The sequence below is a fragment of the uncultured Campylobacter sp. genome, from assembly GCF_938045345.1.
Lineage (GTDB): Bacteria > Campylobacterota > Campylobacteria > Campylobacterales > Campylobacteraceae > Campylobacter_B.
In genome coordinates, this window is record NZ_CALIMS010000006.1 from 17,112 (window position 1) to 30,106 (window position 12,995).

The 12,995-nt window shown below is 50.1% G+C and carries 13 protein-coding genes; 9 read left to right on the top strand and 4 right to left on the bottom strand.

Going from position 1 to position 12,995, the window contains the following annotated elements; genetic code table 11:
* Nucleotides 1-211 precede the first annotated feature (211 nt).
* Together accB and Q0144_RS01785 are read left to right on the top strand one after the other, a co-directional pair.
* A complete protein-coding gene (accB, locus tag Q0144_RS01780) occupies nucleotides 212-670 on the top strand; it encodes an acetyl-CoA carboxylase biotin carboxyl carrier protein (protein WP_297990110.1) in 459 nt (152 codons plus the stop codon).
* Nucleotides 667-2,004: an acetyl-CoA carboxylase biotin carboxylase subunit gene (locus tag Q0144_RS01785; protein WP_291938702.1), complete on the top strand. Its 1,338-nt coding sequence runs from the start codon at nucleotides 667-669 to the stop codon at nucleotides 2,002-2,004. The genes accB and Q0144_RS01785 overlap by 4 nt, the downstream gene beginning before the upstream one ends.
* Nucleotides 2,005-2,566: 562 nt before the next feature.
* Here Q0144_RS01785 and Q0144_RS01790 read toward each other — a convergent pair.
* Nucleotides 2,567-3,574 carry a hypothetical protein gene (locus tag Q0144_RS01790; RefSeq protein WP_298061203.1) on the bottom strand — a complete coding sequence of 336 codons (1,008 nt, stop codon included), beginning with the start codon at nucleotides 3,572-3,574 and terminating at the stop codon, nucleotides 2,567-2,569.
* A gap of 235 nt (nucleotides 3,575-3,809) precedes the next feature.
* Here Q0144_RS01790 and Q0144_RS01795 point away from each other — a divergent pair, with 235 nt between their 5' ends.
* From Q0144_RS01795 to Q0144_RS01820, 6 genes are all read left to right on the top strand, one after another.
* Nucleotides 3,810-5,048, top strand: coding sequence for a M20 family metallo-hydrolase (locus Q0144_RS01795; RefSeq protein WP_298061204.1), 1,239 nt, complete (start codon nucleotides 3,810-3,812; stop codon nucleotides 5,046-5,048).
* 10 nt (nucleotides 5,049-5,058) lie between these two features.
* Complete coding sequence (locus tag Q0144_RS01800; protein ID WP_298061205.1) at nucleotides 5,059-6,375, top strand: amidohydrolase; 1,317 nt, start codon at nucleotides 5,059-5,061, stop codon at nucleotides 6,373-6,375.
* Nucleotides 6,376-6,385: 10 nt separating this feature from the next.
* Nucleotides 6,386-7,084, top strand: coding sequence for a dipeptidase PepE (gene pepE / locus Q0144_RS01805; RefSeq protein ID WP_298061206.1), 699 nt, complete (start codon nucleotides 6,386-6,388; stop codon nucleotides 7,082-7,084).
* Nucleotides 7,085-7,095: 11 nt separating this feature from the next.
* Nucleotides 7,096-8,451 carry a C4-dicarboxylate transporter DcuC gene (dcuC, locus tag Q0144_RS01810; RefSeq protein WP_298061207.1) on the top strand — a complete coding sequence of 452 codons (1,356 nt, stop codon included), beginning with the start codon at nucleotides 7,096-7,098 and terminating at the stop codon, nucleotides 8,449-8,451.
* A 12-nt stretch (nucleotides 8,452-8,463) separates the two neighbouring features.
* The gene (gene pepT, locus Q0144_RS01815) at nucleotides 8,464-9,696 is read left to right on the top strand and encodes a peptidase T (protein ID WP_298061208.1); all 1,233 of its coding nucleotides are present in this window, start codon (nucleotides 8,464-8,466) and stop codon (nucleotides 9,694-9,696) included.
* A 108-nt stretch (nucleotides 9,697-9,804) separates the two neighbouring features.
* Nucleotides 9,805-10,008, top strand: a complete 204-nt coding sequence (locus Q0144_RS01820; protein WP_298061210.1) for a hypothetical protein — start codon at nucleotides 9,805-9,807, stop codon at nucleotides 10,006-10,008.
* Nucleotides 10,009-10,325: 317 nt separating this feature from the next.
* On the opposite strand, the gene Q0144_RS01825 is transcribed toward Q0144_RS01820, so the two are convergent.
* Together Q0144_RS01825 and bcp are read right to left on the bottom strand one after the other, a co-directional pair.
* On the bottom strand, nucleotides 10,326-10,895 hold the full coding sequence (locus Q0144_RS01825; protein WP_298061211.1) for an NAD(P)H-dependent oxidoreductase: 570 nt from the start codon (nucleotides 10,893-10,895) through the stop codon (nucleotides 10,326-10,328).
* Between the two features lie 253 nt (nucleotides 10,896-11,148).
* On the bottom strand, nucleotides 11,149-11,676 hold the full coding sequence (gene bcp, locus Q0144_RS01830; RefSeq protein WP_298061212.1) for a thioredoxin-dependent thiol peroxidase: 528 nt from the start codon (nucleotides 11,674-11,676) through the stop codon (nucleotides 11,149-11,151).
* 367 nt (nucleotides 11,677-12,043) lie between these two features.
* On the opposite strand from bcp, the gene Q0144_RS01835 reads away from it, so the two are divergent.
* On the top strand, nucleotides 12,044-12,592 hold the full coding sequence (locus Q0144_RS01835; RefSeq protein WP_298061214.1) for an NAD(P)H-dependent oxidoreductase: 549 nt from the start codon (nucleotides 12,044-12,046) through the stop codon (nucleotides 12,590-12,592).
* Between the two features lie 162 nt (nucleotides 12,593-12,754).
* Here Q0144_RS01835 and Q0144_RS01840 read toward each other — a convergent pair whose 3' ends face one another.
* Nucleotides 12,755-12,940, bottom strand: a complete 186-nt coding sequence (locus tag Q0144_RS01840) for a hypothetical protein (protein WP_298061215.1) — start codon at nucleotides 12,938-12,940, stop codon at nucleotides 12,755-12,757.
* Nucleotides 12,941-12,995 lie beyond the last annotated feature (55 nt).

Genomic DNA, 12,995 nt, shown 5'->3' on the forward strand with positions numbered 1-12,995 from the left:
CTGCGCTCTTACGGCAAAATTTCGTGTTTCGCTTGCGAAGTTCGAGCTTAAAATGAACGAGGCAAATCGCAGCCTATAAATCCTTAAAATCAATCCGCAAATTCTGTCGTAAATTTCGCTTTATACTTCTTAAAAGTCCCGCAAAAATCCATTTAAAGAAACAATTATAAAAATTTAGCTAAAATTTCGCAAATTTTTTCAGGAGAAATTTATGACAAAAGCAGAAATCAAAGAGTTAATGGACTTTTTCGGCGAAAAGCAAGGCATTAACGAGCTAAAAATTAAAGATAAAGATTTTGAGATCGAGATAAAAAAATATGGCCCATGCGGTGGGAGCACGCCTCAGCTCGCCGCACCGGCACCCGCTCCGCAACTTGCTGCGCCTTCGGTAAACGTGCTCGTGGGCGATAAGCCCGCCTCAAAAGGCGCGATGGATACGATCGACAGCCCGATGGTAGGTACTTTTTATAAAGCGCCAAGTCCCGGTGCGGCAGAGTTCGTAAGCGTGGGCCAGGTCGTGCATAAGGGTGATACAATCGGCATAATAGAAGCGATGAAGATTATGAACGAGATCGAGGCGGAATTCGACTGCCGCATCAAAAAAGCCCTCGTCGAGGATGGACAGCCTGTCGAATACGCTATGGCGCTGTTTGAGGTCGAGAAGCTATGAGAGAGCTTAAAAAGATCCTCATTGCAAATCGCGGCGAGATAGCGCTTAGAGCGCTTCGCACGATCCAAGAGATGGGCAAGCAAGCCATCGTCGTGCACTCTACCGCCGATCAGGACGCGCTTTACGTGAAATACGCCGACGCGTCGGTCTGTATAGGCGGACCGCGCAGTAGCGATAGTTACCTAAATATCCCCGCGATCATCACAGCCTGCGAGCTAACTGAAGCTGACGCGATATTTCCGGGATACGGCTTTTTGAGTGAAAGTCAAAATTTCGTCGAAATTTGCGCCAAGCACGGCATTAAATTTATCGGTCCAAGCGTCGAGGCGATGACCTTGATGAGCGATAAGAGCAAGGCTAAGCAAGTGATGATGCGCGCGGGCATCCCCGTAGTGCCTGGCAGCGACGGCGCGATTGCAAGTGTCGAAGAGGCACGCAAGCTAGCCGCCGAAATCGGCTATCCGGTCATCATTAAAGCCGCAGCCGGCGGCGGCGGGCGCGGAATGCGCGTGGTCGAGCGCGAAGAGGATATCGAAAAGCTATTTTGGTCGGCAGAGAGCGAAGCGATGAGCGCGTTTGGCGACGGCACGATGTATATGGAAAAATATATCACAAACCCCCGCCACATCGAGGTTCAGGTCTTAGGCGACGAGCACGGACATGTCGTGCATATCGGCGAGCGCGACTGCTCAATGCAGCGCCGCCACCAAAAGTTGATCGAAGAAAGTCCAGCCGTGATCTTGGATGAGCCGACGCGAAAAAGCCTGCATGAAACGGCGGTTCGCGCCGCTAAGGCGATCGGATACGCAAGCGCGGGAACGTTTGAGTTTTTATACGATAGCAAGGACAAGAAATTCTATTTCATCGAGATGAATACCCGCCTGCAAGTCGAACACACCGTAAGCGAGATGCGAAGCGGGCTCGATCTGATCGAGTGGATGATCCGTATCGCACAGGGCGAGAAACTGCTGCCGCAAAGCGAGATAAAATTTAGCGGGCATGCGCTTGAGTGCCGCATCACCGCCGAGGACTCTAAAAGTTTTATGCCAAACCCGGGTAAAATCACAAAATACGTTGCTCCGGGCGGCAGAAACGTCCGTATGGACAGCCACGTCTATGAGGGCTACTCGGTGCCGCCTTACTACGACAGCATGATCGGCAAGCTCATCGTTTACGACAAGGACCGCGCGCGTGCGATTGCGAAGATGAAGGTCGCTCTAGATGAGCTCATCATCGGCGGTATAAAATCGACGCGCGATTTTCATCTTAGGATGATGAATAACCCCGATTTCGTGGATAATAACTACGACACAAATTACCTAGCCAAGCACTGAATTTAAAATTCCAAGGGATGATACTCTTGGAATTTTAAAATTTATTTGAAATTCTGCATTCAAGATTCCGTTTAAAATTTTATATTTAAAAATCTACTTGAAATTTTGTTTTAAAATTTTATCGCGCCACGTTTTAAATTTTGCTATTAAATTTGCCGTCAAATTTAGGTGAAGATGCGCGAGATGCGTCGTCGCACGTGTTTTACGGCGAGATTAATGCTAGGTTCGGTTTAAATTTTACGTTCTGTGGCGATTTAAATTTAGAATATATGTCTTGCCACCGCAAATATTCGCTTTGATCCGCACCGATCTAGTTAAAATTTTAAGTCGCGTACGCGCTTTAATTATCTATTTCGGCGAGTGGTTACCGATGAGCGAGTAAGCGGCTAAAATTTACCGCGCGCCGCCTGCGCCCATTCGGTGTAAACTTGACCGCGCTTGCCGTTGCGAGTATGAAAAAGAGTATCGAGCTGCAAATTTTAAACTATCTCGTCGCACGCGCTTAAGAAATGGTGTTCTGCTTTACGAACAGAACATTTCAGATTCTCAAATTGTCAAAATTTCAAACCCCGAATTCCTCGTAAAATTTATTTAGATAATCGGCGTAGTAAAAGTTTTGATTTCTAGCGTCAAATTTGCCCGCTAGCTCCAAAGCTGTTTTATAGTCGTTCTCGTCGCCAAACGCGCTAACGGCGATGAAAAATCGCAAGTCGTTTAGATCGTCGTTACCGTCAAGTATCGACGCGGAGTGCTTGCGAGCTAAGCTTATCGCCATCTCACGCTCATCCAGCCTAACGGCGATCTCGATGAGCGGCGCGATCTGGTTTATGACGCGAGGATTTGACTCGATGATCTCCGCGGCCTTTGGCAGCAGGGTTTTTGCCTCCTCTATCTTGCCCGTCTTTATCATACTAAAAAGTGTCGGCGCGTAGGTTATGTGCGGCACCTCGGAGCAAGTTAGCTCGCCCGAGAGTATCGGCGCGGCAAGCCCAAGCGCCGCTGCGTGCTCACCTGCAAAATTTAAATACGCGATCTCACCCGATACTTCGCACGCCTCGCAATCATTCATATCGTCTTTGGCGAGCTTTTTCCACAGCTCGTAGTTTGCCCTCATTTCTCTGGCGTCGCCCATGTCGATGTTTTGGTTCATCAAAGCCTTGTAATAAGCCGCCAGCGAGAGCTCCAAGCGCTCGTAGTAAAACAGCATCGCTTCGTTCACCTCATCTATGAGCTCTTTTTCGATCATGGAGCTTTTGGCGACGCCCGAGACGATCCATTTAAATTTCCACAGACAGCTCTCAAAGTCGCCGAAATTTGGGTATTCGCTTTCGCTATCTTTCAAATTTTGCGCGATGTAGTTCGTGAGCCACATTAGCGCTCTCGTTCTTAAAACCGCGCCAAATTTTTCAAAATCGTCGTTTAAAACAAAGTCGCAAATTTGCGTGGCAAAGTCAAAATTTTCCACCTCGATGGTGCCCTTTATCGCATCAAACAGATACTCCTCTTTATCCGCCAGCCTATCAAATTGCCTTAGCTTTTCATAAAGCCCCTCTAGCGAGCTCTGTTTCATTCCTGCTCCTCGTTAAATTTTGCGATAATTATATCCGTTTAATCTGAAGCTAAGCGGCTCATCGCGATTTTAAAACCCAAAAGGCAAAATTTAAAATTTATAGCGTTATCTTAAAGCGGCTCTGCTCGCGCCGTTTTAGCGCCCTATTTGCCGTCGCAATAGGCAAATTTCAGCTTCGTTATATAAATTTGATATTAAAATGCCGTATTCATAAATTTTTTAAAAAAGGAGATTTATGGACATAAACACACGGCGCTTTAAAAGCGAGTTTGAGCAGATAAGCCGCTTTGGGGCTTTGGCGGGCGGCGGGCTTACGCGGCTTGCGTTTTCGCGCGAGGATAAAGCGGCGCGCAACTTCCTCATATCGCTACTTCAAAAAGAAAATTTCAAGATCAAAATCGACGATATGGGCAATATTTTCGTTAAATTTATGGACGTTAAAAATCCCGATCTACCGTCCGTAAGTGCTGGCTCGCATATCGATAGCGTGCCGCAGGGCGGCTTTTACGACGGCACGCTAGGCGTCATGGCCGCTTTAGAGGCGATCCGCGCGGTGCGAGATAGCGGAGAGAGGCTTGCGCGACCGCTGGAGCTCATCGTCTTTGTTTGCGAGGAATCAAGCCGCTTTAAAATGGCGACCGTAGGCAGTAAGATAATTAGTGGCAAGCTCTCGCGGCAGCGGCTAGGCGAGCTAAAGGATCCGGACGGAATTTCGCTATTTGACGCCATGCAGGAGTTTGGGCTAAATCCCGCAAATTTAAAAAGCTGCGTCCTGCCCAAATCCAGCTTTCATAGCTATATCGAGCTTCATATCGAGCAGGGGCCGGTATTGCAGCGACGCGGCATCCCAGTAGGCATCGTCACGGGTATCGCCGCGCCCGTGCGATACGAGCTGCGAATCGAGGGTAGAGCCGATCACAGCGGCGCTACGCCGATGGATATGCGCTGCGACGCCCTAGCTTGCGCTAGCGAGATCGTTTTAAGCGCGGAGAGGATCGCTAAGGCGGGCAAAACCACGGTCGCGACGGCGGGCTATGCAAACGCGCTACCCGGCGTGCTAAACGTAATCCCGAGCTCCTGCACGCTAGGTCTTGATATACGCGATATAGACGAGGAGGCGCTTAGGGCGGCGGACGATAAAATTTGCGCGGCGATAGATGAAATTTGCACTCGCCGAGGGTGTAAATTCGAACTAAAAAATCTCATCAAAGACCGCCCCGTAAAGCTAAGCGAGGAGATGATAGATCTGCTTGAGAGCTGTGCCTGCGAGCTTAAAATTCCAAGCCTAAGGCTTCCTAGCGGCGCGGGACACGACGCGATGAATATGACGGAGCTCGCAGGTCGCGTGGGGATGCTTTTCGTGCCGTGCAAGGACGGCATCAGCCACAACGTAAACGAAAGCATAAACTGGAACGACGCCTTCGCCGCTACGAAGGTTTTAGCCGCGGCGATGTTAAGCTTAGCCAAAGAATAAAGGAGAGAAGATGGATACTATCGCACAAAAAGTAGAGGCGCTCAAAGGCGAGATGATCAGGGATCGCAGGTTTTTTCACTCGCATCCCGAGACGGGCTGGTTTACCTTTTTTACGACCGCGGTTATCGCAGATCGAATGCAGCGCCTGGGCTATGAGATAAAGCTCGGTCGCGAGGTTGTAAAGGCTGAGGCAAGGCAGGGCGTAGGTAGCAAGGATGCCTGCGAGAAGGCGAGGCAGCGCGCCGAGGGGCTTCTAAACGCAGATCAGATAAAATTTCTTGATGCGATGGAGGATGGGCTAACGGGTCTCGTGGCCGAAATAGACACGGGGCGCGCGGGCAAGACGGTCGCTTTTAGATTTGACATAGACGGCGTGGACGTGACCGAGAGCATGGATGCGGATCACCGCCCTTTTAAGGAGGGCTTTCGCTCCGACATTAACGGCATCACGCACGCGTGCGGGCACGATGGGCATATCACGATGGGGCTTGCTTTAGCAAAGCTGATCGCGCAGAGCTTAGATGATTTTAGCGGTAAATTTAGATTTATCTTTCAAACCGCCGAGGAGGGCACCAGAGGCGCCGTAGGTATGGAAGCTGCGGGCGTTACCAAGGGCGTAGATTATCTGCTGGGCGGTCATATCGGCTTTCAGGCAAACACGATGAGAGGCATCATCTGCGGTACCAAAAAGCTACTTGCGACCACTAAATTTGATGTAAGCTTAAAAGGTAAGTCCGCTCACGCAGCGGGCGCGCCGCAAAACGGAGCCAATGCTCTGCTCGCGGCAGCCGAGATGGCGCTTGATATGCACGGCATCACGAGGCACGCAGACGGCGTCACGCGTATCAACGTCGGCGTGCTGCGCGCGGGCGAAGGACGCAACGTCATCGCGCCTAACGGCTATCTTGCGTGCGAGACTCGCGGCGAGAGCACGGAGCTGAATGAGTTTATGAAGGCCAAATGCATGGACATAGTGGAAGGCGTTTCTAAAATTTACGGCGTTAGCTACGACGTGCAGGTTACGGGCGGCACCGCGGGCGGCGATAGCGACGAGGCTACAACGCAGCTTTACGAGGATGCGGCGAAGGCGTCGCCGTTTATCGACGATGATAAAATCGTAAGGGAGCTAAATTTTGGCGCATGCGAGGACTTCGCGCATTTTATGCGCTCGGTGCAAGATGCGGGCGGCAAGAGCGGATATCTGATGATCGGCACGACGCTTGCGGCGGGGCATCACAACGGTAAATTCGACTTCGACGAGGATTCGCTACTTGCGGGAGTGGACGTTTATCTGCGCTGCGCGTATAAGCTAAACGGCAAAATTTAAGGAAGGCGGTATGAAAAGAGCACTACTTCTAAGCGCTTCTAGTTACAAAGACAGCGGCTATCTAAACCACTGCAAGGGGTGGATCAGGGAATTTTTAGGCAGGTTATGGGAGGATGAAATTTTATTCATTCCATTTGCGGGCGTTAGGCGCACAAGCGAGCAATACGAGCAGAAGGTCGCGGACTGCTTGGAGAGCAACAATATCAGATCGATCCATCGATTTGCCGATATGAAAGCCGCCGTTAAAAATGCCAAATCGATCTGCATCGGCGGCGGTAATACCTTCGTGCTGCTAAATGAGCTTTATAAATTTGATCTCTTAGGCGCGATCAAAGACGCCGTGGATAGCGGTACGCCGTATTTTGGCTGGTCTGCCGGCGCAAACGTCGCAGGCAAGACGATGATGACTACCAACGACATGCCGATCGTCTTTCCGCCCTCGCCGGTAGCTCTGGGGATCTTTCCGCACCAGATCAATCCGCACTTCATAAGCGGTAAAATTTCAAACCACAACGGCGAGAGCAGGGAGGAGCGGCTAGAGGAGTTTTTGATTGTCAATCAAAACGACAGCGTCTATGCTATGCCCGAGGGCAGCGCGTTTTTGATAAACGGAAACGAATGCGAGGTGATGGGGCATGCGGACGTGCTAAAATTCGAGTATAAAAAAGAGATCTCGCGCATCGCCGTGGGAAGTAAATTTAAAATTTAAAAGGAGTTATCGTGCAGACGTTTAGGTTACTTTTGGCACTTGCGGGTATCGTCGCAGTCGTCGCTTTGCTAATCATGAAGAAGGACACCAAAACCGTGCTTATCGGCGTGGGTTTGGTGCTGTGCGTGCTTTGTCTAAAGCCGCTGGACGGGCTGGGCGCCTTTACCTCGTATATGACTAAAGCGGGTCTTATTAAGGCGATCTGCGCTAGTATGGGTTTTGCCTTCGTGATGAAATTTACCGGCTGCGACCGCGCTCTTGTAAATTTACTAACCAGGCCTCTTGGAAATATTGGATTTTTATTGATCCCTATCGTCGTGGCGCTTACATATTTTATCAATATCGCTATCCCCTCCGCTGCGGGCTGCTCGGCTGCGGTCGGCGCTACGCTGATCCCCGTGATGATGGCTGCGGGCGTTAAACCAGAGATGGCGGGAGCTGCGGTATTTGCAGGAACTTTCGGTAGCGTTTTAAGCCCGGGCTCGGCGCACAACGTATTTGTCGCCGATATGGTAAAGGCGCACAACCCATCCTATACGGTTCAAGACGTCATCGGGGTGCAGTTTTCTAGCGCGATTACCGCTTTGATCGTGGTTTTGATCGTAATGAGTATAACGGCGATAGTTTGCAAAGACTACACCAAGGGGGTGAATTATCTAGCTCAAAGAGAAAATTTCGCAGGTGCAGACGGCGCAAGCTCTGCCGCATCCGTCGCCGGTTCAAATTTAGATGCGCAGCCTCAGAAAATAAACGTCTTGTACGCGCTTATGCCGCTAGTGCCTTTGGTGATCTTAATCATCGGCGGTACGTCCAAGCTCAACACGATCTCCTTTCTTAAATGGACCAAGATGGGCGTCGCCGAGGCGATGCTACTAGGCGCTATCGTCACCATCGTCATTACTCTGAGCAACCCTCAAAAGATCACGAAAGAATTTTTCAAAGGTATGGGTAGCGCGTATGCCGATATCATGGGTATCATCATCGCAGCGGGCGTCTTCGTCGCGGGTCTTAGCGCGTGCGGAGCGATCGATTTCGTAATCGAGTGGCTGAAAGGCGAGCAGAGCTACGTAAAATTCGGCGGCACCTTCGTTCCGTTTTTTATGGGCGTCGTGACTGGCTCGGGAGATGCGGCGGCGATGGCGTTCAACACCGCCGTGACAGTGCACGCCGACGCGTTAGGTTTTGAACAAGATAAGCTCGGTATGGCGGTTGCGATAAGCGGCGCGTTAGGCAGGAGCGCATCGCCGATCGCAGGCGCTTGCATCGTTTGCGCGGGACTTGCGATGGTAAGCCCTATTCAGATCGCTAAAAGAACGGCCCTAGGTATGTTTCTATCCGTCTGCGTCATCGCATTTTTCATTTTGTAAAAGGAGCTTAATATGGATATCGTGCAGAGGTTTTTAAATTATACCAAGATCAACACCACCACAAATAGAGCCGCGGGCGCGGCGGGTATAATGCCCTCAAACCCCAAGGAGCTCGAGCTTGCAGGTCTCATAAAAGGCGAGCTCGAAGCCTTGGGCATAAAAAATATCAGCCTTAGCGAGAAGTCGATTTTGATCGCTAAAATTCCCTCAAATTTAGACGCGCCCGCTGCGAGCATAGCGTTTTTTGCCCACCTTGATACCAGCGCCGAGCAGACGAATGATACCAAAGCTCAGATCGTAAGATACGAAGGCGGCGATATCTGCCTAAATAAAGAGCTTGGGATCTATCTCAAAGCGAGCGAAAATGAGGAGCTGCAAGATTACAAAGCAGACGAGATCATCGTAACGGACGGTACCAGCTTACTAGGCGCCGACGATAAGGCGGCGATTGCTGCGATCGTGAATGCGCTGGAATTTTTCGTCCAAAATCCGCAGATCAAACACGGCGAGATAATCGCCTGCTTCGTGCCGGACGAGGAGCAGGGCTTGCGGGGCGCAAAGGCGCTGGATGTAAGCGAGGTAGGCGCGGATTTTGGCTACTGCCTTGATTGCTGCGGCATCGGCGAGTTTATCTACGAGAATTGGAACGCGGGCGATTGCGTCGTTACCTTCAAAGGCCAGTCGGCTCATCCGATGAACGCCAAGGGCAAGCTCGTAAATTCCTTGCTTTTGGCGCATAAGTTTATCTCGCTGCTGCCTGCGGGCGAGGCGCCCGAATATACAGAGGGAAAGGAGGGTTATTTTTGGGTCAAGGAGCTTAGCGGCAATAGCGCAAAAACCGTCCTAAAGATTGACGTGAGGGAATTTGACGAGAAAAGATACGAGCAGCGTATGGAATTTTTGCAAAAAACTGCGGACGGGCTTCGCGAGATCTGGGGCGATCGGATCGAAATTTCGCTAAACGACCGCTACAAAAACGTCTATAACTTTTTGAAAAACGATGATGCGCCCGCGATTCGCTTTGCGAAGCAGGCTTTTAAAAGCCTAAACATCGAGCCCAAGATCAAGCCTATGCGAGGCGGCTACGACGGCGCCGTCATCTCCGCAAAGGGATTGCCGTGCCCGAACCTCTTTACCGGCGGGCATAATTTCCACTCGATCTACGAGTATCTGCCCGTAGGCTCTTTAAAAGCGGCGAGCGAAGTGGTTAAGCAGATCATAACGCTGGCGGCGGCGCGAGCCTAGCTCGGGCGCTTTCTGCTCCGCGCGCAGATTTGATTTTAAAATTTTGCTAGTTTATCTCGCCTATTTTGCTACGAAATTTGGCCTTGCTCGGCGGAATTTCTCCTTGCTTTGCGGAATTTCGCAGCGGACAGAATTTTACTCTGCTTGAGTAAATTTTACCGATACGAGGACGTCAAAAACACGGATCAAATTTGCCCGGACTGCGGTAAAAAGCTTACAGAGTATAATGACGGCGACTACTGGCGAAGAAACGCTCCTCATCAAAGCGCTAAAACCCCGAAGATCAAAAAGCGTAAATTTAAAAAGCGATGAAATTTGATTTGTTATAGAGGAATATATAAAAATGCTAAATAGAATTTTCGCATTAATCGGTTTTTTTGCTTTTTTCGCATGGGGACTGGCGGCCGCTCTATTGGGGAGAGTTGATATAAAACCCGACTTTATGGCGTCGGTAAAATTTGAAAGCGCGTATCTGCGTATCATCATAGGAATTTTATGCTTTGCGGCGTGCGCTTTCTTTTTATATCTCGCATTTCGCCCTGAAAAAAGCGTAAAGTATTATCCTAAATTTATGCGTTGCAAAGGATGTCTTAAATTTTAAAATTTAGCCCCGAAATCGGGCTTTAAATTTAAAATTTTTTATCCGCGCTCTTTGCGCTTAAATTTTTTAAAAATTCCGCGTACTCCGCCGCGCCTTTTTCTATCTGCGTGACACTGCTTTGATAATCCACGCCCGGCGTCTCTTCGGCGCCGTAAAACGCGAAAAATCCGCGCCAGTCGGCATGAAAATAGTAGCGGAATGCGAGCTCAAACGGCACCAAAATCTGTTCCATCGTGAAATGATACCGCCCGCTAGGCGCGTAGTCGGCGCGCTTGATACCCGCGCTCACTGCCAGCGCCACGGCGCGCCCACGAATGCCCTCGCTCGTGCGTCCGTAGGCAAATCCATACGTCATCGTCGCATCGATCCAGCTTTTTAAAATCGCGGGCGAGGAGAAATTATGCAGCGGAAATTGCAGCACCAGTGCGTCATGAGCTTTGATTATCGCGCGCTCGCGCTCGCCGTCTATCTCGCCGCTAGGATACTCGCACGCCAGGTCGCGCACGGCGAAATTTTGTGCGGCAGCCTCTTTCAAAAACCGCTTGTTTATGAGCGAATTTTCGATGTCGGGATGAGCTAGAATGATTAAATTTTTCATATTTTTCCTTTAAAATTTTGGTGTGGGGCGATAAAATTTGCCGCTAAAATCGTAGTTATAGCTCTGCCTAAAATTCAATTTTCAAATGAGAAGCAGAATTCTGAGGCAAAATTTCAAGACTAAATTTTAATGCCGAAGCTTCGACGCTTAAATTTGACGTCGAAATTCCGTAGCAAATTCAGTGCATAAATTTCATATTAAAGCTTAGCGCCCAAATACGCCGGGCCCTATTTCAAAATGCTTGCTTAGCGCTTTATTTCCCCGCAGCTAGCAGATCTGCAAGCACCTTTGCGGCGTGATCCTTTGCCTTGACGCTTTTATAGACCTTTAAAATTTTGCCATCCGCACCGATCAGAAAGGTCGAGCGCACGATCCCCAGATACTCGCGCCCGTAGTTTTTACGCACCTGCCACGCGCCGTATAGCTTGGCTACCTCGTGCTGCGGATCGCTCAGCAGGATGTGCTTTAGGCTCTGCTTGGCGATGAAGCCTGCGTGGGATTTGGCGCTGTCGGGGCTGATGCCGACGATCACGCAGTCTGCGGCGATGAAATCATCGTATGCGGCGCTAAATTCGCACGCTTCGGTCGTGCAGCCGGGGGTATTGTCCTTGGGGTAAAAATACAGCGCGACCTTTTTTCCCGCGAAGTCCTTTAGCGCGACGCTCGCGCCGTCGGCGTTTTGCAAGCTAAACTCGGGCGCCACATCTCCGGCTTGCAGCGTGATTTTGCGCTCGCGATCCTCTGCGCTAAACTCGTCTTCGATCTGTGTTTTTCTCTGCATATCGTTTCCTTTTTTTGAAATTTTCAGGCTCGTAGCCCAAATCGCGGCTAAATTTTAATCTTTTTTCATAAATTTATCCTTGCTTGGATAAAATTTTGCTCCGTGCCGTAGCTGCACGCGCATTGGACGGATCGTAAGCAGATCGTTCTAGACGAGACTAATCCTGGAAGCTTGTGCTTTACGGCACGCGTAAAAACATTTGTTGCACATGCCTTGAGGCAGTATGGTACGAGAGCGCCTAGTTATCTATCGTGCCACGCAAATCCCATTCCTCACAGGCAAAATAACGCCTTGCTTTCCAACTCCTCTTAATCTACTTTTAGCTTTTTAACGATATGATTCTGCAAATTTTAAGAAAGGAAATAAGATGAAAACGCTAGTGATCTTATCACATCCCAATTTCGCCGCATCGCGTGTGAACAAAGCCCTATCGCAGGTCGCAAAGGGCGCTACCGGCGTAGAGGTGCGTCATTTGGAGGGACTTTACGGCACCGATACTGCGCGTATTGACACCCGCGCAGAGCAAGACGCGCTATTGGGCGCTGAGCGCATCGTATTTTTGTACCCGATGTACTGGCTAAACGTGCCGCCTATGCTAAAAGCCTATATCGACATCGTCTTTTCGCACGAGCTGGTGGGTTCCGGCGCGCTTAGGGGCAAGGTTCTGCAGCTCGCGCTAAGCGCTAGTACGCCGCTTAGCGAGTACTCCAAACAGGGTGCTATCGGCTTTAGCTTGGATGAAATTTTAACACCGCTTAAGATCGCAGCAAACTACTGCGGGATGGACTTTGCTGTGCCGTTTGTCAGCAGCGGGTTTGAGCCTGGAGAGTTTGGCGACGATGCCGTAGATGCCGCAGCCGCACGCTTTGGTAAGCTCTTGCGAGGCGAGTTGAGCCCCGGCGAGTATCAAATTTAGCAAAGCAAGTGCTCGCTACCCGTGGCTACGAGCTGAAATTTTACAAGAGTGATTTTATTCGCGGAATCTACGCCTTTTAACGAGCCGATCGGTAAAAGCTCAAAAAACGCTCGGATTTAGGGCGAGGCGATCGGTTCGATGATCTGTTCGTGCTGCTATGATCTAGATCGGCTCACTCTTGATGTGGACATCTACGCGAGGATCGGTCGCTACTACGCAAAGCGGCGGCGTGTCACGAGTGCGCAAAATATGAAAACACATCGTTATAAGCGAGCAGGCAGGGCAAAGGCGGGTCTGCGTTTCATAGATATCTCGTGCTAGTGGGGCTTGCGTGCTACATGGATACAAAGCCTGCGCGAAATGCGCACTGCGGTAAAATAGGGTAAGACCGCTTCTTGGTGTG